Origin of the sequence: Clostridium manihotivorum (assembly GCF_004015185.1) — a bacterium.
Lineage (GTDB): Bacteria > Bacillota > Clostridia > Clostridiales > Clostridiaceae > Clostridium_AR > Clostridium_AR manihotivorum.
Genome location: NZ_CP025746.1, coordinates 5,527,539 through 5,553,338 on the forward strand (window position 1 = coordinate 5,527,539; position 25,800 = coordinate 5,553,338).

Below are 25,800 nucleotides of genomic sequence, written 5' to 3' on the forward strand. Positions count from 1 at the left end.
ACTTATTTTTATTTGTATTGATAGATACAAAAATTCGTAAACTATATGATAAAAACTTTCTAAACATCAGATCTAAGTCATTGAAATTACTAGATTTAGCCAAAAAAATTTTTACACTAGTTTTAAAAGCAAAAAAAGTCACGCTCTTCATGAGCATGACTTTTTAGTATCTTGATTTTTCCTTCATTTGTCTTTCGATATCTCTCTTATGAGCTTTTTCAAGCATAGTATCTCTCTTGTCATAATTCTTCTTACCCTTACAAACAGCTAGATTTACCTTAACCTTACTACCTTTTAGATAAAGTGCTAAAGGTATCAAGGTTAAGCCTTCTTGTTGAATAAGCCCTGTAAGTCTTCTTATTTCTTCTTTATGCAAAAGTAATCTTCTCTCTCTAAGAGGATCTACATTAAAAATATTTCCTTGTTCATAAGGACTAACGTGCATATTCTTTATATAAATTTCTCCATTATATATGTCTGCATAGCAATCCTTAAGATTTGCTTTTCCAGCTCTTATTGATTTAACTTCTGTTCCAACTAGCTCTATTCCAGCTTCCATGGCTTCTTCCACAAAATAGTCATGTCTAGCCTTTCTATTTTCAGCTAAAGTCTTATTATCACTCTTTCTAGCCAAATTATCACATCCTAATGATATTATATTGCCTATATTATAATATATTAGCCATTTAATAACAAGTTCAAACATTTACATCGTTCTATCTTTAATTAAATAATTTTTAAATCTATTTCTTGCCCTTTTTCCCTTGGCTAACATACCAGTAAGGTAAGCCTAGGAATAGTGATCCGCCTAAGATATTACCTAGCGTAACCCATCCAAGATTATGTAGTACACCTGCCATGGTAAAGGTATCTGGATGTGGGAGTATTAAAGCTGCAGAGAATACAGCCATGTTTGCAATAGAATGCTCAAAACCTGCTGTTGCGAAAGCAAATATACACCAGAAAAGCATCATAAGCTTAGCTGTTTCTTCCTTTAATCTGTAGCATAACCAAACTGCTAGACAAACTATAAAATTACATAGTATAGCTTTTAAAAACAGTTCATCAGCTGGATAATGGGTCTTGCTTTCTGCTACCTTTAAAAGGTACTTATCAGCAACCCCAATTGGAGCTCCACTTTTTACATATATGTATGCAGATACTATAGAACCTGCTAGATTACCTAAGTAGCATACTATAAGTAGCTTTAGAGTATTCTTTATACTAATAGTCTTTTCTAAAAGCCCCACTGTCAATACAAAGCAATTGCCTGTAAAAAGCTCTCCTCCTGCAAAGTAAATTAATCCTAAAGCTATGGAGAAGGTAAGTCCTACTGCTAACTTTCCATAGAGCTTTCCATCTACATTTATTATGCCTGCTGTTGAGTAAGAAAGTGCTATTCCTACTATTACAAAAAAGCCAGCCATAAATGCTAACAGGAAATACTTAAAAATACTATCATTAATATATTCGCTCTTAATCTCTGCAGAGTGAGCAACCTTCTTTATTTCTTCTTTGTACATCTTACACCTCATCTATTAGTATTATGATTGCAGAATATATAGCTTAAATTAATCTCTAACCATAATAATTTATTCTAGATAAAAATCTTTCCTAATTACTATTAATTATCAGCTATACATTCACTCTCATTATACTGATAATTATTCTCATTTTCAATATTTTTGTGATATTTATTAGCTAGCCATATCTTAGCAAATGTAGTTAATTCAACTATATTAATGGCTTCTAAATGAGATATTGGAGTATATATTTGTTTACAAATCAAGAAATAATCCAAAATAATCCTTTTAAGGAAACATATTAACAACTTAGTATAGTAGTTCCAACTTAAATTTCCTTCTTCAGTGAGCTTTTATGAACATCTACCTCCTCAAGGCTATATGATGAAAATTTGGCATAAGGATACGTTTTATTTGTTACTGTATCCTAACAAGTTGTTCTACCAACTTAATGTTAATAGGTTTAAATACTAAATATTTTATAATCTTATGTACACACAAAAAAAGCCATGCATATAAGAAGACTTATTAACCTTATTATGCATAGCTTAATTGGAACTATCTTTACAAATACTATTTAAATTAAGTGGTCATGAAGGAGATGCTATATGAGCGAGCAATTAGAATTAAATGATTTTTTCAGATGGAATGGCTTTAAAAATCACTAATACGTTCTTCATTAGTGATTTTTTGCGCATCTGCCTTTTCTGAACGTATGTGAAGAAATTCTGGCAGGCGACATATTCTCTCTTTTTACTCTTTATCTTAATGGCATTATTAATATACATAAGATTTATAAATAGTGAATGGTTAAATAAAGAGTAAAACTGTACTGTTCGAACGTAGTGAGTTTACAGTTTTAGCCATGGAATATGACAAAATCATATTAATTCTTTGCGCAAGCTCATCTAAGCATCGGATGACTGACCACTTAATTTCAATACAGCACTTTAACAGATCCTTATATTTATAAAATCTAGATGCTATAATTTTAACTTCTTTAAAAGTTCTTCACATTCATCAATGCTCATTATCTTAGGAACTGGATAGCTTGGATTTCCCTCTTTAATCGCTCTTCTAGCAATTAGAGGTATATCTTCACTCTTCAGTTCTTTTATTCCTTCTGGAATACCCATATTCTTGTTCATATCTTTAATTTTATTAATAAACTTCTCTGCTAAGACTTTTTGTGATTCATTTTTATTTCCTATATTTGAAGATAAAGCAAGTTCTGCTAGCTTACTATGAGAAGCTTCCCCGTAATACTCTAATACCTTTGGTAGAATTATAGCATTTGCTAGTCCATGTGCTACCCCGTATAAGCCTCCTATACTGTGAGCTATTGCATGGACATATCCCACATTGGCTCTAGTAAAGGCTTGCCCTGCATAATTAGAGGCTAATAGCATCTTATTACGTCCTTCAATATTTCTTCCATCTTTGTATACAGCTTCTAAGCTCTCAACGATCATCTTAGTTGCCTCTTTTGCTTTACTATCGGTAAAATCATTTCCGTTCTTTCCTACAAAAGCCTCAACAGCATGAGTTAACGCATCCATACCAGTGGCAGCTGTTAAGTGAGGAGGTACCCCAACTGTTAAAGCAGGGTCTAATATAGCATAGTCAGGTATAAGCTTAAAATCTGCTATAGCATATTTTTCATGAGTTTGTGAATCAGTTACTACCGCGGCAACTGTAACTTCCGATCCACTTCCTGCTGTAGTAGGTGCTGCAAATAATGGAGGAATAGGCTTTTTCACTTTCATAAAGCCTCTTAAATCCTTAATTCGCATATTCATATTAGAAGCTCTAGCTGCCACTACCTTAGCACAATCAATAGGAGAGCCTCCACCTATAGCAACTATAGCATTGCAACCATTATCTTTATATACCTTTAAGCATTCTTCTATGTTTTCTATGGTAGGATTAGGCTTTACACTATCATAAGTTTCATAAGCAATATTTTTGCTTTTCATTTCCTTAAAAAATTCCTCTAGTGCTCCTGATTTTAATATAGTTTTACTCACTATAACTAAAACCCCATTTATATCCTTATCCTTAAGAACCTTAGGTAATTTATTTATAGCTCCTTCTCCAACTAACAATTCAGGTTCTTTAAATTTAATTATATTGGTTCCTGCTCTTACAAAGGCTTGAACAGTTCTATAATATGTTTTTTTCAAAGGCCACATCAACTATACCACTCCCATTATTCAAAGTTATTCACTTTCTATTCCGTAATTATACTTGTAACATAACTACATTATAGTTGTGTTACAATTTTTGTCAATATAATTATCATCCTATAGCAAATTTATTGTAATCTAAGACTTGCTAATATAATTTTCTAAGAGCAAGACCACCTTTTTCATTATACTTTTCATAGCACTTTAGATATCATCGTTGATCTGTATACAATATAAAATGAAAGCTGTATTTCAACAATGTAATTTAACATAATTAAAGTCAGGTCCATCCTCTTAGCCAGTAGTTTTTTTAACTCTAAAACACATAATAAAAAATACTACCGCAAAAACTAGCGGTAGTATTTTTCACTTACACTATCTTACTTATATTCTAAAAGTTTTTTACAAAAGAATTATCCCATCTATTTAGGAATACATAGTCATTATAGTCCTTTTTAGGATTATGATCTTTTTGTTCATCACTATTTCCTACTGGAGTCATACCAACTAGCTTATAATTATTAGGACCACCGATGATATTTATAACATCAGCTTCATTGGCTGCGCCTACCCAACAAGTTGAGTATCCTTCAGCTGTAGCAGCTAAAATGAAATGCTCCATTGCTATAGCTCCATCAACTAGATAATATTCCTTGCCGTCTAACTCACCTGATTTATCTGGTGCTGCTACAAACACTGCAAGTAATGGTGCATCTTTTATTCCTCTAGACACCTGTCCGTCATCATTTAGAACTGTATCAGCTATTGTATCCTTTACCTTCTTATCATCCACTAATATAATCTTATAACTAGTATTATTCTTCCATGATGGAGCCATCATTGCTGCGTTAATCATTCTGTTAAGCTTATCTTTTTCTATAGGTCCTTGTGTATTAAAGCTCTTTATACTTTGTCTTTCTTCAATAACTTCATAGAATCCCATTGTACTACCTCCTAATCTTTTGTAGACATACTTAAAATAAATGTATCAATCCACTTAAATTTTATATTTTAAGTTCTCCCATTAGAAACTTGAAGAAGTTTAAAATACTTTTCAGGTTGAATTGATACATTTTTAACTTTACCACCTATAAATTATATTTTTATAAGGTGGCTGTTTATAAGTTTAGTATTATCTATTGTTAAGAGGTTAATACAAGTAATTACTTATATTTTAATTAGATTTTGGTTTTCGTGTTTTTCTTCACTGTCTTCCCAATATCCTTCTTCAAACTCATCAAATTCGTCTTCCTCTTCGTCATCTATATCATTTAACATTCCTTTTACATCTGGTACAGGAAGATCTATTTCAAGTTCCTCTTCTGTTGGTATAATATCAAAGTAAACCTCTCTATTGTCTATATCTACCCTTGAACATCTTACAGTAACGCTATCACCTAATCTATAAATCTTCTTTGTTCTTTCTCCTATAAGCATCAAGTGATCTTCATCGTATACGTAATAATCATCGTCTAAATCAGCTATACGAACTAAACCTTCTATGGTGTTTGGCAGCTCTACAAACATACCAAAGTTTGTAACAGAAGAAATCACACCTACAAATTCTTGACCTATTCTGTAAGACATATATTCAGCTTTCTTTAAATCATCTACTTCTCTTTCTGCCTCTTGTGCTACTCTTTCCATATCAGAAGACTGTTTAGATGCTACATCAACGATCTTAGTTAGTCTTTCAACTCTCTTTTCATCTATTCTGCCATGAAGATGTTCCTTTATTATTCTGTGAATTTGTAAATCAGGATATCTTCTTATTGGAGATGTAAAGTGGCAATAGTACTTTGCAGCAAGACCAAAGTGTCCTACACATTCTGGTGCATATCTAGCTTGCATCATGCTTCTAAGAAGAAGAGTACTTACAACAGTTTCCTCATTCTTTCCTTTTATCATCTCAAGCACGTCTTGAAGCATTGATGGATGGATGTCTTGTGCCCATCTTACTGTATATCCTAAGTTGTATATAAAGTTTTTAAATCTTTCTAACTTCTCTTGGTCTGGTTCCTCATGTATTCTGTACACAAATGGAGTTTTAGTCCAGTACATGTATTCAGCCACAGTTTCATTGCATACAAGCATGAACTCTTCAATTATTCTATTAGCTATTTCTCTTTCATATGGTCTGATCTCTATTGGCTTACCAAGCTCATCTAATATTATCTTAGATTCTGTGAAGTCAAAGTCTATAGCACCTCTTTTTGTTCTTCTCTTATTAAGTATTAAGCACAATTCTTCCATTGCCTTAAAATCATCATAAAGATAATCATATCTCTTTATAAGATCTTCATTATCGTCCTTTAATATAGCCGAAACATCTTTATAAGTCATTCTTTCAGAGGTCCTTATAACACTTTCAACTATCTCGTGATCTACCACAGTTCCGTTTCTATCTATGGTCATGATACAGCTCAAAGCAAGTCTGTCTACTCTAGGATTAAGTGAACATATGCCATTAGATAATTTCTTAGGCAGCATTGGTATAACTCTATCTATTAGATAAACAGAGGTTGCTCTCTTAAGAGCTTCTTTATCAAGAGGGTTCTTTTCTCTAACATAGTGAGTTACGTCTGCGATGTGAACACCTAATCTATAGTTTCCTCCTGGAAGTCTTTCTATATTTACTGCGTCATCTAAATCCTTAGCATCTTCGCCATCTATAGTAACCATTCTTACATTACGAAGATCTCTTCTTCTCTTGTATTCCTCTTGTGATATCTCTTCTTCTATATTTTCAGCATATTCTAATACCTTATCTGGAAACTCCTCTGGAAGCCCAAACTTCTTGATTATAGTCAGGATATCTAGGCCTTTTTCTCCCTTTTTGCCTAAAACATCTTTAACTATTCCTTCAGGGTTTCTTCTTTGATCTGGCCATTTTACTATTTCAACCTCTACCAAATCACCAGTTTGGGCGTTGTTTCTATCATTTCTAGGTATAAATATATCAAATTGTACTCTCTTATCTTCAGGAATAACAAATCCAAAGTTTTTTGAATCTTCATATACCCCTATTATCTTCTTATTGGCTCTTTCAGTTATTTGAGCTATTTCGCCTTCACACTTCTTGCCTTTATCATCTTCTTTTAGTATCTTCGCTACTACCTTATCTCCATTCATAGCTCCGTTCATTGATGAACTTGGTATAAATACATCTTTTAAGCCTTCCTCATCAGGTATGACGAATCCAAAACCTCTTTGATGCACTTGTATCTTACCAGCTACAAGCCCCATTCTCTCAGGTAGTCCGAATCTATCATGAGTAGTTCTTACAATAAGACCTTCTCTTTCCATAGTCTTTATAGCTCTTTTAAAAGCCTTATATTCATCTCTATTTATATCAAAAATTGTTGCCAAATCTTGAATATCCATTGGTCTATAAGCTGGTTCTCGCATGAAACTAAGTAGCGTTTGCTTTATTCCCATAGCATCATTCCTCCATATTATTTATTTTTTTGTTAGGCTGTATTTAATAATAGAACCTTTTATTATCTATTTAATTTTTTATTATTTATTTTTCCCCATATAATATCTTTAATACTTTATAGTTAAACTACTTACTAGCCATTCAATTATCTCTTTATAGCAATACCTTTTCTTAATCTATAAAAATATAAAAAGTTTCCTAGAGAGACCTTAAATTTCTAAATAATAGATTAATATATAAAATTACATAATCTAATAACACACCATATTAGAATAAACTTATTATTTTAATGCAGGAAGTTTTCATCTACTTGAGGAAAGTAATTGAATTGTCTACCTATACAGAATATATGAGATAAAAAATTAGCATATTTTATGAAAAACTTGTATTTATCTTTATTATAATTGGATAAACTAATTAAAGCAAATAAAGATAAATTAACAGAAAGTCTTCTTAGTTAAGACAAAAGAATATTTTATTAATTAATAATAATTTTCTATTGATATTTATTTTTGTATGCATTATAATAATCTTACAAGCTACATAGGAGGAAGTCATGAAAAAATACGTTTGTGTAGAATGCGGTTATATTTATGACCCAGCTATTGGCGATAGTTCTCAAGATATCCCAGCAGGTACAGCTTTCGAAGATTTACCTGATTACTGGCTCTGCCCAATATGTGGTGAACCAGTAGATATGTTTGAAGAACTAGATTAATGATACTTACTTCCTATTCAAAACCGACCTCACTCTTTTTAATGCTATTCACAACAATAAGAAAACATTAAGGCTTTTGCCTTAGTGTTTTTTTATTTTCTAATAATTCATCTCTAAGCCCTGCCTAGCTTTTTACAAATAGTCTTCTTAAATACTAAAACTCATAATAATATATAAAGGCTGGTCAAAAAAGACCAGCCTTTATATTTAACTTATTATATTAAGTTAAGAGCTAAAGTGATTACTGCAAATGCTATTGATGCAACTATAGTTACATTTCTAATTGCAGCTTCTTTTGTTCTACCCTTGTTCTTTGAGAAAAAGGTTTCGCTTTTACCTTGGATTAATCCACTTAGAGCGTCAGCTTTACTTGGTTGTAGCAATACTGATACTATGATGATTATTCCGACAATAATTTCTAATGCTACTAAAACATTATAATACATTGTGGTCACCTCCTGAATTCATTGGCTTTTCATCTTCTTAAATAATTTTATTATGTTCTAAACTTTAGATTAATTTATATTGTGAACTCCTAAATCAATTTTTAATAGTAGGAACTTCTTCACATAAACACTTATAAACTCAACTATCAATCTTAAAATAATTAACTATAATAATACCTTAGTAGAATATAATAGTCAAAGTTCATATACTGTATAATAATATAAATTAAGCTTTACTTCTAAAACTATGCATATAAATAAATCATAACACACCATGATATTATTTACAATAATTAGTTGTAAGCAAAAAGTAAAAAAACAGCTACCTCAAGGTAACTGTTTTTCACAATTAGTTTATATTACTTCTTAATGTTGAAGAATGCACCTAGGCCTCTGAATTCACCGATTTCATCTAATTCTTCTTCAATTCTAAGTAATTGATTGTACTTAGCAACTCTTTCTGATCTAGCTGGTGCACCAGTCTTAATTTGACCAGCATTTACAGCTACAACAAGGTCTGCTATTGTAGTATCTTCAGTTTCACCTGATCTATGTGAAATTACAGCTGTGTATCCAGCTCTGTTTGCCATTTCAATAGCATTTAAAGTTTCTGTTAAAGTACCTATTTGGTTAAGCTTTATAAGTATTGAGTTTGCTGTCTTGCTTTGAATTCCTCTTGATAATCTTTCAGTGTTAGTAACAAATAGGTCATCACCAACCAATTGTATCTTTCCACCTAGTTTATCAGTTAGAATCTTCCAACCTTCCCAATCTTCTTCTGCCATACCATCTTCGATTGATATTATTGGATACTTTTCAACCCAAGCAGCTAAGAAATCAGCCATTTCATTTGCGTCTAAAGTCTTTCCTTCATGTTCTAATACATACTTACCATCTTTGTAGTATTCTGATGAAGCACAGTCTATAGCTATGAAGATATCTTCACCTGGCTTGTAACCAGCTTTATTTATAGCTTCTATTATTACTTGTAGAGCTTCTTCGTTTGACTTTAGGTTTGGAGCAAATCCACCTTCATCGCCTACACCAGTAGCATAACCCTTATCATTTAATATCTTCTTTAATGAATGATAAACTTCAGCACTCATTCTTAATGCTTCGCTAAAACTCTTAGCTCCTGCTGGCATAATCATGAATTCTTGTAAGTCTACTGAGTTGTCAGCATGCTTTCCACCGTTGATTATGTTCATCATAGGCACTGGTAAAACCTTAGCGTTAGCTCCGCCTATATATTGATATAGAGGAAGTCCTAGATACTTAGCTGCTGCTTCTGCAACTGCTAGTGAAACACCTAGTATAGCATTAGCTCCTAGCTTACCTTTGTTATCAGTACCATCTAACTCTATTAATGTTTTGTCTATTAAAGGTTGATCGAAAACATTCATTCCTATTAGTTCTGTAGCTATTGTTTCATTAACGTTTTGAACAGCTTTTAAAACACCTTTTCCATTATATTGAGTTTTGTCATCATCTCTTAATTCAACAGCTTCATAGATACCAGTTGAAGCACCTGATGGAACAGCAGCTCTTCCTATTGTACCATCTTCAAGTACTACTTCTACCTCTACAGTTGGGAAGCATCTTGAGTCTAAAATTTGTCTTGCAAGAACATCTACAATTTCAACATATTGTTTCATTCTAAATTCCTCCTTATTAATATAGGTAAATAAATACCTATAGTATTATCTCTTAAAATGTATTTAACTATTACAAGTTTGTGCATTAATAATATTTTTATTCTATATTATAGTAAATTATTATTGCATTTCCTCATTTGGTTAACTTTATTATAAATCATGTAAAAGACTTTTTCAATCATTTGATAACAACTTTCATTACAATTCACATTTAAATCGTAATTTTCAGATAAATTTAGTGATTCTTTGTGAAACTTTTCTCATATTTTTAGCTTGTTTATTACTTCTATCTAATAATTATTATTCATTTATCATTTTTATTTATAGCTAAGAATTTTTAATGCTTAAGCTTAATAATTTCAAAAAGTACAGCCACATAATATAAAAAATCAGGTTAATGCTTTGTGTAGATTCATTAAAGCTTAAGATTGGTGAACACTTATAGGGTTCCCAGCCCTAAGTTTAAGTTATTCTGAATAACCACATTTCTTTATCAAATACTAAATGTACGGAGAAAGGTGGTTATATCATGGGTAGAAAACATTTTAAAATAGAGTCCTTACACGGAGAAACAATTGAAAATTTGATTGAGCTAAAAAACACCATAGAATCTAAATATAGTAGAACGTTTTTAACTGTAATAATAATGAGATATTTTAATAAAAGCACTCCAGAGATCATGGCTTTCACTGGCTTGAGCAACCCTACAATCGTAAAATATATTGTTGATTGGAATAGTTCTGGGCTCAAAGCCATAGTAGATCATCGTGGCGGATCTGTTAGTAAATTAGAACCTAGTATAGTCGATGACATAGTATACGTTGTGAATAATAAAACTCCTATAGATTTTGCATTTACCGCGCATACATGGACATGTGCCCTTTTATCATATTATGTTGAGCAAACATATGGAATAAGAGTGTGTCAAGAAACCATAAGGCAGGTTTTACTTTGCCAAGGTATATCCTATAAACGTGCTCAACCTAAGCCAACAAAAGCAGATATTAAGGAACAAGAGGAGTTTAAAAAAAATGCCAAATCTACTGAGTACTTTAGAGTCTTCATCTGATATAGTGGTTTATGCACTAGACGAGACTGGCGTCAGCGTAGAGTCAGATAATCGTCAATTTTGGAGCCCTATTGGCCATCCCCCTGTTCTTGAAAAAAACGGTTCTCACGACGGTGTTAATATTATTGGCTCAACTTCAATTTTAAATGATTTCCATACTGTTAATGATATCTACCAATCTAATAAATCAATAACATCGGAAGAAGTAAAATCTCACATTAGCCATTTGCTTGACTTAAATGAAGGCAAAAAAGTAGTTGTATTTATGGATAATGCTAAAAACCATACAAGCAACTCTATGAAAAAATTTTACTTTGAAAATAGAGATCGATTAAAGATAATAAATTTCCCCAAATATTCTCCAATGATGAATCCACAGGAGCATATATGGCGTAACTTGAAGGCGAAACTGTTTAGACCATCTGTAAGATCTTCTATTTATGAACTTATTTCAGATATTAAAAATATCTTTACCGAACTTAATGTTAAGAAAGATGAAATTTATTCGCTAGCATATGCTAGAAACTACCTTGTATAACTTAAGTTTTCAGCTGTGAACCCTATATATGTTTACAACTTCAACTATTAAGTTATGCATGCCGCAAAAATCCTCAGAAGCCACGATTTTCGAACATGCATAACTTAAGTTTTCGTAATGGAACCCTATAGCTTCAAAAATAGTACTTTAAAAGCCATACCTTACACTGTATATAAAGCATGAATTTTTATATTATATGCTTTAAAAAAGTTATGATAAACTTGGTACCTATGCCTTGTTTACTTTCAACCTTAATGCTACCACTTTGAGCTTCGATTATATTTTTAGATATATACAGTCCTATACCTATACTTGTAGGATTAGCTGAAGATTGCCCTTTATAAAACCTCTTAAAAATCTTTGGAATTTCCTCTTTAGCAATGCCAGCACCATCATCCTCTATTTTAAGTTCTATAAATAATGGAGTTTCGTCCCAAGAGAGCTCTACCTTACCATATTTTCTCCCATGCTCTACAGCATTCTTAACTATGTTTGATAATGCTTCACCAGTCCACTCAGAATCATGGTTAAAAGTCACATATTCATCACCTTTAATGCTAATAGTTATATTTTTCTCTTTTGCCTTAAGTTCTATTCCTTCTATTGCTTTTAAAACAGTATTCTTCACTATATTTTCCTTAATATTAAAGTTTATTACTCCTGCTTCCAGCCTTGCCATCTTTAATAAACTCTTTATTAGCCATTCCATTCTATCAAGCTGGCCTTTACTCATATCTAAGAATCTATTTCTCTCCTCACACTCCATGTAAGGCTCGTTTCTTATTATCTCATTGAAGGTTATAAGTGAAGCTAAAGGCGTTTTTAGTTGATGTGTAATATCAGCTATTATATCTTTAAGGTTTAGCTTCTCCTTATTAAGCTTTTCAATGCTTTCCTTAAGCCTCTTAGTCATCTGATTGAACTGATGTCCTAGAACATAGATATCTCCTTCACGCCCATCTTCAAAGTAATTTGTGAAGTCACCTTCAACTATTCTTTCCGCAGCTAAAGCAAAGCTTTTAATCTTTTTAAAAGTTTGTTTTATATCAATCAAAAGTAAAAAATAGAATACAACACCAAAGGCCAAAGTACAAAACATCAAACTATACCTTCCATAGGTGTAAAAGCTATTCATAGTAGGATTCTTATAAGCTTCTAAGCCTTCGTCATAGGAATACTTTTGCATAACACTCAAACCATAGTTGTAGTTGCTATCATAGCCCTTAGTGTAATTATCTACTATAGCCTTTTCACTGGCCGGGTTTTCTTTTACTAAAGCTCCAATAACGCCTATATTTTGCTTTATTATAACTTGATTTAGTCTTCTAATATTGTATAGATTGAGCAGCTGAATAGCTATTATGAATAATATAAATAGTGTAAGAAACTTAAAGGTAAATTTTTTAATCTCTCTATTATTGAAAAGTTCCATTACTATTTACCTCTTCCTTCCACCTATACCCAAAGCCTCTTATGGTCTCAATATATCTACTAGTTTTAGTATCATCCTCTAATTTTTCTCTAAGCCTCTTTATATAGACATTTAGAGTATTACCATCTACAAAATTGCCATCACAGTCCCATAGCTTCTCCAATATTGTATTTCTAGGTATTACGTTTCCCTTGTTTTCTATTAAAAGAAGCAATAATCTATACTCACCTGCTGTAAACGGAACTTCTACTTTATTTACATACACCTTACACTTTAAAGGTTCTATAATTATATCTCCCGAAACTATTGTGCTAGTAGTTTCTTCTTTCACAGCACCTTTCCTTCTCACCACTGCATTTATCCTTGATACTAGTTCCCGGATCCTTACAGGCTTAGTTATATAGTCGTCTCCTCCCATATCTAATCCCATTACTATATTTCCCTCTTCTTCTAATGCAGTCATGAATATAATAGGTACATCACTGCCTTTTCTTACCTCCTGACAGAAATCATATCCAGTACCGTCAGGAAGCATTATATCCAATAAAATCAACGCTATTTCGTTATTAAACTCCGCTCTTGACTCTTTAAGATTTTTACAAACCTTAACCTCAAAGCCTTCTTTTTTCAAGGCATATTCCATTCCCATTGACAAAGCTATATCATCTTCTACCAGTAAAACTCTCATATACTTCCCTTTCTATATTTCAATGTAAACTTAAAGACACTCACAAACATTATACCAAATATACACAAAAACACTAATTAAAAGTAATTAGTGTTTCTATCTTAATATCATAATTAGCTCTAACAATATCGTTACAATTAAACTGTTTCACAGGTAAGTCTTTAATGGAATCAAATGATTCTTCATGTTAAATATCCTAGCTATTCTTCCAATCGTAAACTCTCCATTATATTCATATCATTTAATCTTCTAAGAGGTATAAGTGCTGCTAAGAAAGTAATACCTATAACACCTAAAACTCCTACAATATAAGGCCAAACGGCTTGGTTATAAGCAATATTGATAACTTTATTCATAGGTTGTTGAGACGATCTAACCAATAGAAAAGCTACTACCGTTCCAAATACAGATGCCAAAATACCATGCAACATGCCTTCTAACAATACTAATTTCTTAAACTGTTTTTTAGTCATACCTATGGCTTTAAATATAGCAAATTCTCTTTTTCTTACAAGAAGATTTATAGTAATTATATTAACTATGTTTACTATACCAATAATGCTTATCAAGGTTATAAATCCATATATAAGCACCGAAATTTGAAACATAAGCTTCCTTGTACTTTCCATTTCTTTATAATTATCAATATAGCTACCATTAGCTCCCTCTGCCTTTATGGTAAACTTATCAAATAGCTCCTCACTGGAACTTTTGTTTACAAACTTTATTGCAAGTGTATTATAATCCTTGACTCCTGTGAGCTTAGAATAATTGTCATTAGCTACCATAAACCCTACACCATTAAGCATCACTTCATGTAGCATTGGTTCATCATCTACTACTCCTACTACTGTAAATGTAATATATTGGTCATTATCAACAATTCTTTTGGCATTATCCACCTTATTTTCTTTTATATATTGAGAGTTTATCCTAGGCAACTTTACCTTGTCACCTAATTTATAATTGGTTAATTCATTGTAATCAATTCTTTTTTTCTTTCCAATCCCCTTACTTCTATTTAAAACTATAATGCCGTCATTGACAAAGTCCTCATAACTAGGTTTTCCTTTCTTCAGCTTATCCTTAGCATAGTTAAAAGCTTTTTCATCATAGCCCATTATAAAGGATGTAACTAATGCTTTATCTTTATAGTAATTGAATTTATCCTTTACACCTAAATTAGTAAAATAATCTTTATTTACTTTATTGTTATCCACTGGTAGAGTAACTGAAGCTGAGTTCATCTTATAGACTTCTCCCACTCCTTCATACCCCTTAATATCCTCTACAAATTTATCATTGTAGCCTTCTGCTCCTTCCTTAGAGAACATTGAGTCAAAGGCTGCTGATGTGTATATTTCACTAATCATGCTCTTAGTATAATCCAAGAAATTTGCAAAGAAAATAAACATTACCACAGATACCATCAGAGACAGGATCGTAATCCAAAACTTTTTAGGACTTCTTCTTATATTCTTATAGGCCACCTGCCCTTCGAACTTAAATATAAGCTTTGTAAGATAAGCCTTCCTTCTTTTAAACTTTTCTCTTTTTACTACTCCAGCTCCTCTTACCGCCTCTATCGGTGAAACTCTTGAAGCTCTAATTGCAGGTATAAAAACTGATATAAATATAGTCACTAACCCTAGAGCTGTAGCTAAACCTATAATTTGAAGATTTAGTCTTGGCTTACTTCCCAGAATTCCATCTACAGCTCCTATAAGAGAAAAGGTTATATATATACCTATAAACCCAGTAATTATACCAATTGGTATAGATATTATACTCATAACCGCAGCCTCTTTAAATACAAGCCTTCTTATCTGCTTCTTTGTGGCACCTGTGGATCTAAGTATGCCAAAATGCTTTATTCTTTCCGCAACAGAAATATTAAAGGAATTGTATATAACTACAGTTGTACATACTATAATAAAAATCACAATTATAGCGAACATCCCTATCAAAGCATCATTTCTTTCGGATAATTCTCCCTGACCATATAAGTACAATAAATCATTGTTAAACTCAACCTTAGAATTAGTATCCTTTGCGACCTTTTTGCCTATTGCAATTTTATCTTTCTTTTCTTTCAGATTAGCATAATACTCGTAATTCCCTTGGTTGTCTAAGCCTTCTAAATAAGTTATAGAATAATATTGATTATTTTTCATTGATTTTGTGTTTTCATAACTTCCCACAATAGAATAAGTTTTGCTATCATCAGTTGCTTTTCCATCTTTAAGTAACTTGCCTGTTATAGATAAATTACTTTTCTTATCCTTTAGTAATTTATAAAGTCTATTCTCTACAATTATCTCATTTTCATTTTTAGGCATTCTACCTTCCACAAGTTTTACTTTAAAGGTATTATTAATAGCCTCCTTATCATAGCCACTTATTTCAAGAAGCTTTTTATTGACTGAATTATTGTCTGTATCAAATTCTATACTAGCTAAACTTGTAGTAACGCCTCCACCTTTAATCTCTACATTACTTTTTAAGCTCTGAACCTTTTCTTTTGTAAGCTCTATAAACTTGACCTCATAGTCTCCCCCTTCCGCTTTTATTTGATCCATTCTTCCGTTAATAGCACTATAGTACATAGTTCCTATTGCTGTGAACATTGCTATGGACACTATTATACCTATTACAGTCAAAACACTTCTTTTCTTATGCTCCTTCAAATATCTTGCTGTTATGTCCGAGTACTTCCTCATATATCCATCACCTCGTTACTAGCAACCTCACCATCTACTATAGTAAGAACTCTATCTGCCATTTTTGCTATATTTAGATCATGAGTAATAAGTATTAAGGTTTGATTATATTTCTTAACTGAATATCTTAAGAGCTCCATTATTTCCTTTGAGTTCTTGGTGTCAAGATTTCCTGTAGGCTCATCAGCGAGAATTATTGAAGGCTTATTTGAAAGTGCTCTTCCAATGGAAACTCTCTGTTGCTGACCACCTGAAAGCTCTGTAGGAAGGTGATTTTTTCTATCGCTTATTCCCAAGACCTCCATTATCTCTTCTATATACTTCTTATCTGGCTTTCTATTATCTAACAATACAGGCATGGTTATATTTTCTTCCGCAGTTAATACTGGTATAAGGTTGTAGAATTGAAATACAAAGCCAACCTTCCTTCTTCTAAGTATAGACAAATCCTCTTCTTTCAAGCCATACATATCCACTCCATCTATATAAACCTTTCCTGAGGTAGGATTGTCCACACCTCCAAGCAGATGTAATAAAGTGCTTTTTCCAGATCCACTAGGTCCAACTATTGCTAAAAATTCTCCTTTATCAACAGAAAAACTCACTTCACTTAATGCCTTAACTTCATTGTTTCCCTTACCATATTTCTTTGTTAGTCCCTCAACTCTTAATATTTCCATAACGGCCTCCCATAGCTTATTTTCAATTTTAAATTTATATTTTGAAAACCTAATTCATATGGTTGTTCCATATTAGGTACACAGAGCTAATTTATAATAGAACTTCTATCGGCTAATTACTAATGAGCCTCATGCTGTAATAATATAGCATTTTATAAACCTTTAAAGGTTCTATATCATTAACTTCTCTATTGTAAAATAATAATATAGTAAGATTACAAAAAAATAAAAACTAAAATTACAATTTTGTAATTTTAGTTTTTCTAATAATAAGCTTATCATTTTCAACTATTAGAACCTGCTGAAATTAAGCAGCCAGTGATCTGATGCTTTATTGTGTGCTTACTCAAAGGAATAACGATATTGAAACTATTCTTACATAAAAAAATATAAAGAATAAATTTTCATATTCATATTTAACATTATAAAAGCCATTGACAAAACTTTATAAAACTCTATAAAGTTCATTCCTTTTTCGTTGAACCCAATTTTGTAGACTCAAAAGAGCAAACTACTTTTTCAACGAAATGAGGGCTTTATAAAAGATTATCATAGTTTAATAATTTTTTATAAGTTTTCTTTAATTGTTAATAGCCTCCTAGGTATAAACCTAGGAGGCAACTCTATGGGGGACATAGAGATTTAGCATCACTATTAAATGTATGCTTGAAAATATAATCCCCTGACATTTTCAAACAAACATTCAAATATTAAATTGTTAATAATATACGATATTGTAAGTCCGGATAAATCACTTTATGAAATTTAATATATAACTTTATCAGCACCCTACTGTGTTATTCAATTAAACTGTGATATAAAGTGATTTATCAACTATACAACATCCTTCTCATAAAAATCCCTTAACTATAGTTGAAAGTATAACTGTAGTCTTAACAGCTATATTGTTTTAGTTTTACAACCACAACTCTTTTTTATTATTACCCGCAAAATTAATTTTATACCTGTAATATTAATCTTTGTTGCTGTGCTCTAAAGGTTAATGACAGGATATAATTTACCACAAAATATAATAATGCAATAGTTCCAAATATAAGGAATACTTGAGTTGTACTTGCGTACATTCCCATTAAAATCATTCCTTTTCCCGTAACCTCTTCTATTCCTACACCCCATAGGAAAGATGTGTCCTTTATTACAGTAATATATTGAGATACTAGAGCAGGAATCATATTTTTGAAAGCCTGCGGTATTATGATGTATCTTAAGGTTTGAATATTAGTAAAACCTTGAGAGTGAGCCGCCTCCCATTGTCCTTTTTTTATAGAGTTAAGCCCACCCCTTACTATCTCACCAATTATAGCAGAAGTAAATAAAGTTAGTGCCAATATACCTGCGTTTACAGGTTTCATATTTACTATAAACCTCGTTACCAGAATCCATAAGAGTGCAGGTGTGTTTCTAACTATTTCTATATATAGAGCTGACAATTTACCTGCAACCCCCTTAGAGGTGCTTCTTAATATACCAAGTATGGTTCCAAATATCATACTTAATATTATGGTTACTAAAGCTATATAAAGCGTAAGGCCAAAACCTTGAAGTATGAATTTTAAATTAGTAAAAGAAAATAACTCACCCATCACGCTGTGGCCTCCTCTTTGTAGTCAAGTTTGTCTTCTTCTGATTGATTTCTGTTAAACATCTTACTTTCATTCTTTTCTAAAGCTCTTGCAAGGCTTGTTAATGGGAAGCATATAATTAAATAAAGTATCCCTGTAACAACATAAGCTGGTCCATAGTATAAGTTGCCACTTGACCAAGAATCCGTTTGATACATTAAATCTCCACCTGCAATTATTGAAAGTATTGATGTATTTTTAATAAGATTAACAGCCTGATTTGTTAATGGAGGAAGCATTATACTTTTTGCTTGTGGCAATATTATATATCTCATAGCTTCCCAATAGGAAAACCCTTGAGAGTACGCTGCCTCTAATTGACCTTTATTTATAGAATTTATCCCCGCTCTTACTACCTCAGCGATATAAGCTCCATGGTATACCCCAATTCCTAATACACCTATAGCAAATACAGGTAGTACTATTCCAAGATGAGGAAGTCCATTGTACAAGAAGAATACTTGAATTAATAATGGTGTATTTTGTATAAACTCTACATAAATACGACTTATTACTTCTAAGACTCTTATCTTAGAAGTAGAAAACATACCAAATAATACTCCAATTACTAAAGATAAAATAAGTGCCAATATAGATACTTTAAGTGTCATCGTGAAACCATCAAAAAATACTCTCCAATCAGTAAACAGAGCCTGCCATTTGAACCAGGCAAAAGGTCCGTTCATTACTTAAGCCCCCACTTACTAATTAACTTATCAAGTTCACCTGATTTTTTCATTTCAGAAATGGTTTCATTTATGACTTTTGCCAATTCAGTATTAGTTTTCTTTGATGCAATACCATAATCTTGAGGACTAAACTTGTCAGATAATATTTTAGTGTTGTCATCTAAATATCCAAGAAGTATAGCTCCATCTACTGAGAAACAATCAACTCTTCCTGAAGATAAAGCTGTTTTTATCTCGGGATAACTAGCAAATTCTGAGAAAGTTAGCTTAATGCCTTGTTTATCAGCTTCAGCTTGTAAAGCCTTTTTTGTAGTTGAGCTTTGTGCTACTCCTACTTTTTTTCCATTCAAATCTTTAAAGCTGCTTATTCCAGAATCTTTCTTTACTAACAAACCTACTCCATCTGTAAAATATGGATCAGAAAAGTTATAGCTTTTCTTTCTTTCATCGGTTATGGTAAAGGTAGCAGCTACCATATCAACTTCTCCACTATCTAAAAGTGGCCCTCTAGTCTTAGCTGTTACCGCTTGAAGATCAAGCTTATTTTCATCACCTAATATTTTCTTAGCTACAGCTCTTGCTATATCAATTTCAAAACCATCAATTTTACCTGTACTTGGATCCTTATAACCATACTTAGGAACATCTACTTTTACACCAACCTTTAGAGTTCCTCTATCTATTATTTTTTGTATTTCTGCCGGCTTACTATCTTTACCACCACTAGAACTAGCAGTCTTGCTTGGCCCAGAAGAACAGCCTGCTAATGTTAACGTTAATGCAAGGACTAAAATCGAAGTTATCTTTTTCATTGCTTTACCCCCTAATTATCTTAATATCTTGCTTAAAAATATCTTTGTCCTCTCGTGTGTAGGATTTTTAAAGAAATGCTCTGGAGTCCCTTGCTCGATTATTTCTCCACCATCCATAAATATAACTCTATCTGCAACTTGTCTAGCAAACCCCATTTCATGAGTAACAACTACCATTGTTATCTTTTCATGTGATAAGCTAACCATAACATCTAAGACTTCCTGTATCATCTCTGGATCGAGAGCAGATGTAGGTTCATCAAAAAGTATTATTTTCGGATGCATATTAAGAGCTCTTGCTATTGCCACTCTTTGTTGCTGCCCTCCAGATAGTTGTGATGGATAAGCATTTGCTTTATGTTTTAATCCAACTCTCTCTAAATATTCAAGTCCTGTTTTTTCTGCTTCCTCTTTAGACACCTTTTGTATCTTTATTGGAGCTAAAGTCAAGTTTTCAAGTACAGTTTTATGTGGATATAAGTTAAAGCCTTGGAACACCATAGCAGCTGATTGCCTTACTTTAGTAACTGGTGCCTTAGGTGCAGTAAGGTCAACCCCATCAACAATAACCTTACCTGAAGTAGGCTCTTCTAGAAAGTTCATACATCTAATCAATGTACTCTTTCCAGATCCACTTGGCCCTATAACAACTAACTTTTCTCCTTCTTTAACTGATAAATTTATATTTTTCAATACGTGAAGTTTTCCAAAATGCTTATTCAAACCTTCTAATTCAATCATAATAGCCCCCCTTTAAACGACAATCCCCCAAAAACAAACAAGCTAATAAATTCAAAATATTTTATCGTTATATCAAAAAATGCGATGTTTTTTTAATAAAACATTACATCAAACGTTAGTTTTTTACTTATTTATATATTAACAACTTATGAAGATGTAGTCAATAAATATTCAAAACTTTGCATAATTATATAATGTTTCCTGCATATTTTTAAAATTATTATATATTTTTTAAATAAAAAAACCTTTACATTGCTAAATCAATATTATATTTTTATATTTTTATAATTTTATTATTTTATAAATATATCCTCCATTATTAAAGCTATATATCAATAAAAAGCCTCTTATTTTAATTCTTTATCAAAACATAGTAATTAAAATTCAGAATTTAAAGAATATCCTTAGGATTTAAGAGTTGATTTATTTAGGATTTGAATAAAGTACTTTATTTTGTTTTTACATACAATCTAAACGGCATAGCATAACTACTTTAAAGGACTAATTTTATATGTTGTTAAACTTGCACATTTCTTAAAAATGAAAAAGCTCCTCCATATATGGAGAAGCTTTTAGCTTTCAATTTTGCTACGTTTAATAACATTATTGAAATTAAGCAGCTATGAAGGAGATACTAAATGAGCGAGCTATTATAATAAGCTCATCTAAGCATCCGATGATTGACCACTCAATTTCAGCACGGTACTTTAACATAGCCTTAATTTTAACCGTAGATTACTTTATAAGTGATTTTCCTGTCATTTCAGCTGGAACTTCTAAGCCCATAACTTCAAGCATTGTTGGAGCTATGTCAGAAAGTCTTCCACCTTCTCTAAGGTCTTTACCCTTAGCAGTCTTTGATACCCAAAGGTATGGAACTGGTTCAGTTGTGTGAGAAGTCATTGGTCCACCAGTTGTTTGGTCTATCATTATTTCTGCATTACCATGGTCAGCAGTTACAAATACAGTACCATCTTTTTCAAGAACTTTTTCTATTACCTTACCTGCACATTCATCTACAGCTTCTATAGCCTTCTTAGCTGCTTCAAGAATTCCAGTATGTCCAACCATATCTGGGTTAGCAAAGTTAAGTATTATCATATCATAAGTATCAGAATCTAGTCTTGTCAAAAGTTCTTCTGTTAATTCATAAGCACTCATTTCTGGCTTTAAGTCATAAGTAGCAACCTTTGGTGAAGGTATAAGAGCTCTATCTTCGCCATTGTTTGGAGCTTCAACTCCACCGTTGAAGAAGAAAGTTACGTGAGCGTACTTCTCAGTTTCAGCTATTCTTAATTGGTTTAAGCCTTTATCTGAAACATATTGACCTAAAGTATTAGTTATAGTTTGTGGCTTGTACGCTACATGAACACCTTCAATTGTCTTATCATATTGAGTCATAGTAACATAAGTAAGATCTAAAGTCTCTCTTTCAAATCCAGCAAATTCCTTATCATTTATAGCTCTAGTTATTTCTCTAGCTCTATCAGGTCTGAAGTTGAAGAATATTACTGAATCTCCGTTTTTGATATTTCCAGTAGGCTGTCCATCTTCTAAGATAACGCAAGGTAAAACGAACTCATCAGTTTTGTTATCACTATATGATTTTTCCATACATTCAACTGCACTGTTAGCTGTTTCACCCTTAGCGTTAACTATTGCATCATAAGCTAATTGAACTCTTTCCCATCTGTTATCTCTATCCATCGCATAGTATCTACCACTTACTGTAGCTATCTTACCTACGCCAATTTCTTTCATATAGCTTTCTAGAGCTTCTATAAAGCCTTTACCTGATGAAGGAGCAACGTCTCTTCCATCCATAAATGGGTGTACATAAACTTTAGTTAAACCTTTTTTCTTAGCTAAAGCTAATAATCCCTTTAAGTGTTCTATATGTGAGTGAACTCCACCATCTGAAAGTAGACCTAATAAATGTAATGCACTATCATTCTTTAATGCATTATCAACAGCTAGGTTTAACTCAGCATTATCGAAGAAATCTCCATCTTCTATAGCTTTAGTTATTCTTGTAAGCTCTTGATATATTATTCTTCCTGCACCTATATTTAAGTGTCCTACTTCTGAGTTACCCATTTGTCCTGTAGGTAACCCTACATCCATTCCGCTTGCTTGAATAGTTGTATGTGGATATTCATTAAAGTATCTATCTAAGTTCGGCTTGTTAGCTGCTTCTACAGCATTTCCTTCTGACTTAGGAGCTATTCCAAATCCGTCTAATATCATTAACATTACTGGTTTTTTAGTCATATTACCCTCCATTATTCATTAATACATTTTAAGAGAACTCTCTTAATCAAATACTATAAATAGTTAACTTAGGCATTGTTATAAGCTTGCATTAAATTCAAATATTTAAGCTTTCAATACTTTAACATAGCCTTAATTTAATCTTATGTACGATAAAATATATAAGATTTACACACTCAATTATAATATGCTAGAAAATAAAAAACAATAGCAACAAACAATTGGTATTAGTTGCCTGTCACTATTGTTTATATCTTAAAAGTTTAATAATAGCATTAAATTAAGATGCTATTGCAAAGCTGCTACACATCTTAATTGCAAAGTACTAATTAAACATGGTAGATCTTAATAGTTAACTATTGCTGCGAAGTCAGTTGCTATTAAACTTGCTCCACCAACTAAAGCACCATCAATATCTGATTGCTCCATTTGTTCCTTTATTGTTGAAGGCTTAACGCTTCCACCGTATTGGATTCTTGTCTTGTCAGCAACTTCTGCTCCAAATAAAGCAGCAACCATCTTTCTTATAGCAGCTATTGTTTCATTAGCTTGTTCTTTAGTAGCTGTTTTACCAGTTCCTATAGCCCAGATTGGTTCGTAAGCTATAACTAATTCTTCTACTTGTTCTTTAGTTAATCCAGCTAAGTCAGCCTTTATTTGAGCTTCTATAACTGCATCTGTCTTTCCTGATTCTCTTTCTTCTAAGCTTTCACCAACACATAGTATTGGAACTATCTTATGAGCAAAAGCAGCCTTTAACTTCTTGTTTACTGTTTCATCAGTTTCAGCAAAGTATTGTCTTCTTTCGCTGTGTCCTATAACAACATAATCTATAGCTAAAGCTTCTAACATTCCTGGAGCTATTTCTCCAGTGAAAGCACCTTTCTCTTCCCAGTGCATGTTTTGAGCTCCAACCTTTATGTTAGTTCCAGCTACTGCTTTTTTAACAGCATCTAAAGCTACGAATGTTGGACAAACTACAACTTCACTGCTAGCATCCTTTACTAATGTCTTTAATTCTTCTATAAACTTAACTGCTTCATCAACAGTGTAATGCATCTTCCAGTTTCCTGCGATTATTGGCTTTCTCATATCTTTCACCTCATAATTTTTTAATTTCTATAACATCCATTGATCTTAACTTAACAAGTTTAAGCTCAAGCCGCATAGAATCTATAAATTCTTAACTTCTTATCTTTTTAACTTTTAAAAAACATAAAAAGTTATATTGTTAAATTCTTTTATTTTTAACATTATAGATTTATTAGTTTATAAGGAGCGACCTAAGCCGCCCCCCACACTAATAAAGTCTATTATTTATCGTTTAAAGCTGTTATTCCTGGAAGGTCTTTTCCTTCTAAGAATTCAAGAGATGCTCCACCACCAGTTGAGATGTGAGTCATCTTGTCACCAAAGCCTAGTATATTAACAGCAGCAGCTGAGTCTCCTCCACCTATTACTGTTGTAGCATCTGCATCAGCCATAGCCTTAGCAACTGCAACTGTTCCCTTATTGAAGTTTTCGAATTCGAATACTCCCATTGGTCCGTTCCAGATTACAGTCTTAGCATCTTTTATAGCTTCAGCATATAAAGCTTCTGTCTTTGGTCCTATATCTAGTCCCATAAATCCGGCTTCTATGTTTTGGTCTTCAGTAACCTTAGGTTCAACATCTTTGAACTCAGCAGCTACTCTGTGGTCTACAGGTAATAAGAACTTAACATTCTTAGCCTTAGCTTTTTCAACCATTTCTAAAGCATAGTCTAATCTATCAGCTTCTACTAATGAGCTTCCGATTTCATATCCTTGAGCCTTTAAGAATGTATAAGCCATTCCTCCACCTATGATTATAGTATCAACCTTATCTAATAGGTTGTTTATAACAGCTATCTTATCTGAAACCTTAGCTCCACCTAATATAGCAACGAAAGGTCTAACTGGGTTGTTTACAGCTTCTCCTAAGAACTTTAATTCTTTTTGAATTAAGTATCCACATACAGCTGTATCAACAAACTTAGTAACTCCTTCTGTTGATGAGTGAGCTCTGTGAGCAGTTCCGAAAGCATCATTTACGTATATATCACAAAGACTAGCTAATTCTTTTGATAATTCTTCTCCGTTTTTGCTTTCTTCTTTTCTGCATCTTGTGTTTTCAAGAAGAACAACGTCTCCTTCTTTCATTTCTGCTACAGCTTTTCTAGCATTTTCTCCAACTACTTCTTGATCCGCAGCGAAAACAACTTCTTTGTCTAGCATTTCGCTTAATCTCTTAGCAACTGGTGCTAAAGACTTAGAAGCATCTTTTCCTAAATGTGAGCAAAGTATAACCTTTGCATTATTAGCTATTAGGTATTTTATTGTTGGAAGTGCTCCAACTAATCTATTTTCATCTGTTATAACGCCATCTTTTAGAGGAACGTTAAAATCACATCTTACTAATACTCTTTTACCTTTTACTTCAACATCTTCAATTGTCTTCTTATTGAAACTCATGGATTTTCACCTCATAATTTAAAATTTTAAAAGGTCTGGCCTTATAGCCATAACTACA

At 32.2% G+C, this 25,800-nt stretch carries 21 protein-coding genes; 3 read left to right on the top strand and 18 right to left on the bottom strand.

Annotated features, from left to right (window positions below; genetic code table 11):
• Positions 1 to 163: 163 nt before the first annotated feature.
• The 5 genes from smpB to rnr all read right to left on the bottom strand — a co-directional run bounded on the left by smpB (position 164) and on the right by rnr (position 7,147).
• Entirely contained in the window at positions 164 to 634 is a 471-nt protein-coding gene (smpB, locus tag C1I91_RS24630) for an SsrA-binding protein SmpB (protein ID WP_128215278.1), read from the bottom strand.
• A 109-nt stretch (positions 635 to 743) separates the two neighbouring features.
• Positions 744 to 1,523: a formate/nitrite transporter family protein gene (locus C1I91_RS24635; RefSeq protein ID WP_164880651.1), complete on the bottom strand. Its 780-nt coding sequence runs from the start codon at positions 1,521 to 1,523 to the stop codon at positions 744 to 746.
• Positions 1,524 to 2,506: 983 nt separating this feature from the next.
• Positions 2,507 to 3,715: an iron-containing alcohol dehydrogenase gene (locus C1I91_RS24640; RefSeq protein WP_128215280.1), complete on the bottom strand. Its 1,209-nt coding sequence runs from the start codon at positions 3,713 to 3,715 to the stop codon at positions 2,507 to 2,509.
• Positions 3,716 to 4,100: 385 nt separating this feature from the next.
• Positions 4,101 to 4,652, bottom strand: coding sequence for a nitroreductase family protein (locus C1I91_RS24645; RefSeq protein WP_128215281.1), 552 nt, complete (start codon positions 4,650 to 4,652; stop codon positions 4,101 to 4,103).
• Positions 4,653 to 4,876: 224 nt separating this feature from the next.
• Complete coding sequence (gene rnr, locus C1I91_RS24650; RefSeq protein ID WP_128215282.1) at positions 4,877 to 7,147, bottom strand: ribonuclease R; 2,271 nt, start codon at positions 7,145 to 7,147, stop codon at positions 4,877 to 4,879.
• 557 nt (positions 7,148 to 7,704) lie between these two features.
• On the opposite strand from rnr, the gene C1I91_RS24655 reads away from it, so the two are divergent.
• Positions 7,705 to 7,866: a rubredoxin gene (locus tag C1I91_RS24655; RefSeq protein ID WP_128215283.1), complete on the top strand. Its 162-nt coding sequence runs from the start codon at positions 7,705 to 7,707 to the stop codon at positions 7,864 to 7,866.
• Positions 7,867 to 8,081: 215 nt separating this feature from the next.
• On the opposite strand, the gene secG is transcribed toward C1I91_RS24655, so the two are convergent.
• Together secG and eno are read right to left on the bottom strand one after the other, a co-directional pair.
• Positions 8,082 to 8,312, bottom strand: coding sequence for a preprotein translocase subunit SecG (gene secG / locus C1I91_RS24660; RefSeq protein ID WP_128215284.1), 231 nt, complete (start codon positions 8,310 to 8,312; stop codon positions 8,082 to 8,084).
• A 359-nt stretch (positions 8,313 to 8,671) separates the two neighbouring features.
• Complete coding sequence (gene eno, locus C1I91_RS24665; RefSeq protein WP_128215285.1) at positions 8,672 to 9,967, bottom strand: phosphopyruvate hydratase; 1,296 nt, start codon at positions 9,965 to 9,967, stop codon at positions 8,672 to 8,674.
• 529 nt (positions 9,968 to 10,496) lie between these two features.
• Between eno and C1I91_RS24670 the strand changes: the two genes are divergently transcribed.
• Both C1I91_RS24670 and C1I91_RS24675 read left to right on the top strand, forming a co-directional pair.
• Positions 10,497 to 11,036, top strand: a complete 540-nt coding sequence (locus C1I91_RS24670) for a helix-turn-helix domain-containing protein (RefSeq protein ID WP_128215286.1) — start codon at positions 10,497 to 10,499, stop codon at positions 11,034 to 11,036.
• Positions 10,999 to 11,574, top strand: a complete 576-nt coding sequence (locus C1I91_RS24675) for a transposase (protein WP_128215287.1) — start codon at positions 10,999 to 11,001, stop codon at positions 11,572 to 11,574. Before C1I91_RS24670 ends, C1I91_RS24675 begins: the two co-directional genes overlap by 38 nt.
• A 187-nt stretch (positions 11,575 to 11,761) precedes the next feature.
• Here the strand turns inward: C1I91_RS24675 and C1I91_RS24680 are convergent, their stop codons facing one another.
• The 11 genes from C1I91_RS24680 to C1I91_RS24730 form a co-directional block, all read right to left on the bottom strand.
• Entirely contained in the window at positions 11,762 to 13,006 is a 1,245-nt protein-coding gene (locus C1I91_RS24680) for a HAMP domain-containing sensor histidine kinase (protein WP_128215288.1), read from the bottom strand.
• The gene (locus tag C1I91_RS24685) at positions 12,990 to 13,694 is read right to left on the bottom strand and encodes a response regulator transcription factor (protein ID WP_128215289.1); all 705 of its coding nucleotides are present in this window, start codon (positions 13,692 to 13,694) and stop codon (positions 12,990 to 12,992) included. Before C1I91_RS24685 ends, C1I91_RS24680 begins: the two co-directional genes overlap by 17 nt.
• A gap of 200 nt (positions 13,695 to 13,894) precedes the next feature.
• A complete protein-coding gene (locus C1I91_RS24690; RefSeq protein WP_128215290.1) occupies positions 13,895 to 16,414 on the bottom strand; it encodes an ABC transporter permease in 2,520 nt (839 codons plus the stop codon).
• Positions 16,411 to 17,094 carry an ABC transporter ATP-binding protein gene (locus tag C1I91_RS24695; protein WP_128215291.1) on the bottom strand — a complete coding sequence of 228 codons (684 nt, stop codon included), beginning with the start codon at positions 17,092 to 17,094 and terminating at the stop codon, positions 16,411 to 16,413. The genes C1I91_RS24690 and C1I91_RS24695 overlap by 4 nt, the downstream gene beginning before the upstream one ends.
• A 959-nt stretch (positions 17,095 to 18,053) precedes the next feature.
• Positions 18,054 to 18,698, bottom strand: a complete 645-nt coding sequence (locus tag C1I91_RS24700) for an amino acid ABC transporter permease (RefSeq protein ID WP_128215292.1) — start codon at positions 18,696 to 18,698, stop codon at positions 18,054 to 18,056.
• A complete protein-coding gene (locus tag C1I91_RS24705; RefSeq protein WP_128215293.1) occupies positions 18,698 to 19,423 on the bottom strand; it encodes an amino acid ABC transporter permease in 726 nt (241 codons plus the stop codon). Before C1I91_RS24705 ends, C1I91_RS24700 begins: the two co-directional genes overlap by 1 nt.
• On the bottom strand, positions 19,423 to 20,238 hold the full coding sequence (locus tag C1I91_RS24710; protein ID WP_128215294.1) for a transporter substrate-binding domain-containing protein: 816 nt from the start codon (positions 20,236 to 20,238) through the stop codon (positions 19,423 to 19,425). Before C1I91_RS24710 ends, C1I91_RS24705 begins: the two co-directional genes overlap by 1 nt.
• Before the next feature lie 15 nt (positions 20,239 to 20,253).
• Positions 20,254 to 20,979 (bottom strand): amino acid ABC transporter ATP-binding protein, encoded by a 726-nt coding sequence (locus C1I91_RS24715; protein WP_128215295.1) that lies wholly within the window; start codon positions 20,977 to 20,979, stop codon positions 20,254 to 20,256.
• Positions 20,980 to 21,714: 735 nt separating this feature from the next.
• Entirely contained in the window at positions 21,715 to 23,250 is a 1,536-nt protein-coding gene (gene gpmI / locus C1I91_RS24720) for a 2,3-bisphosphoglycerate-independent phosphoglycerate mutase (RefSeq protein WP_128215296.1), read from the bottom strand.
• A 345-nt stretch (positions 23,251 to 23,595) separates the two neighbouring features.
• A complete protein-coding gene (gene tpiA / locus C1I91_RS24725; RefSeq protein WP_128215297.1) occupies positions 23,596 to 24,342 on the bottom strand; it encodes a triose-phosphate isomerase in 747 nt (248 codons plus the stop codon).
• 221 nt (positions 24,343 to 24,563) lie between these two features.
• The gene (locus tag C1I91_RS24730) at positions 24,564 to 25,742 is read right to left on the bottom strand and encodes a phosphoglycerate kinase (RefSeq protein ID WP_128215298.1); all 1,179 of its coding nucleotides are present in this window, start codon (positions 25,740 to 25,742) and stop codon (positions 24,564 to 24,566) included.
• Positions 25,743 to 25,800 lie beyond the last annotated feature (58 nt).

Coding starts and splice junctions, on each gene's coding strand:
- C1I91_RS24670 (WP_128215286.1), top strand. CDS start 10,497: ATGGGTAGAAAACATTTTAAAATAGAGTCCTTACACGGAGAAACAATT.
- C1I91_RS24695 (WP_128215291.1), bottom strand. CDS start 17,094: ATGGAAATATTAAGAGTTGAGGGACTAACAAAGAAATATGGTAAGGGA.
- eno (WP_128215285.1), bottom strand. CDS start 9,967: ATGAAACAATATGTTGAAATTGTAGATGTTCTTGCAAGACAAATTTTA.
- C1I91_RS24675 (WP_128215287.1), top strand. CDS start 10,999: ATGCCAAATCTACTGAGTACTTTAGAGTCTTCATCTGATATAGTGGTT.
- C1I91_RS24680 (WP_128215288.1), bottom strand. CDS start 13,006: ATGGAACTTTTCAATAATAGAGAGATTAAAAAATTTACCTTTAAGTTT.
- C1I91_RS24640 (WP_128215280.1), bottom strand. CDS start 3,715: ATGTGGCCTTTGAAAAAAACATATTATAGAACTGTTCAAGCCTTTGTA.
- C1I91_RS24700 (WP_128215292.1), bottom strand. CDS start 18,698: ATGGGTGAGTTATTTTCTTTTACTAATTTAAAATTCATACTTCAAGGT.
- C1I91_RS24690 (WP_128215290.1), bottom strand. CDS start 16,414: ATGAGGAAGTACTCGGACATAACAGCAAGATATTTGAAGGAGCATAAG.
- C1I91_RS24645 (WP_128215281.1), bottom strand. CDS start 4,652: ATGGGATTCTATGAAGTTATTGAAGAAAGACAAAGTATAAAGAGCTTT.
- C1I91_RS24730 (WP_128215298.1), bottom strand. CDS start 25,742: ATGAGTTTCAATAAGAAGACAATTGAAGATGTTGAAGTAAAAGGTAAA.
- secG (WP_128215284.1), bottom strand. CDS start 8,312: ATGTATTATAATGTTTTAGTAGCATTAGAAATTATTGTCGGAATAATC.
- tpiA (WP_128215297.1), bottom strand. CDS start 24,342: ATGAGAAAGCCAATAATCGCAGGAAACTGGAAGATGCATTACACTGTT.
- gpmI (WP_128215296.1), bottom strand. CDS start 23,250: ATGACTAAAAAACCAGTAATGTTAATGATATTAGACGGATTTGGAATA.
- C1I91_RS24655 (WP_128215283.1), top strand. CDS start 7,705: ATGAAAAAATACGTTTGTGTAGAATGCGGTTATATTTATGACCCAGCT.
- C1I91_RS24635 (WP_164880651.1), bottom strand. CDS start 1,523: ATGTACAAAGAAGAAATAAAGAAGGTTGCTCACTCTGCAGAGATTAAG.
- C1I91_RS24715 (WP_128215295.1), bottom strand. CDS start 20,979: ATGATTGAATTAGAAGGTTTGAATAAGCATTTTGGAAAACTTCACGTA.
- C1I91_RS24685 (WP_128215289.1), bottom strand. CDS start 13,694: ATGAGAGTTTTACTGGTAGAAGATGATATAGCTTTGTCAATGGGAATG.
- rnr (WP_128215282.1), bottom strand. CDS start 7,147: ATGGGAATAAAGCAAACGCTACTTAGTTTCATGCGAGAACCAGCTTAT.
- C1I91_RS24705 (WP_128215293.1), bottom strand. CDS start 19,423: ATGAACGGACCTTTTGCCTGGTTCAAATGGCAGGCTCTGTTTACTGAT.
- C1I91_RS24710 (WP_128215294.1), bottom strand. CDS start 20,238: ATGAAAAAGATAACTTCGATTTTAGTCCTTGCATTAACGTTAACATTA.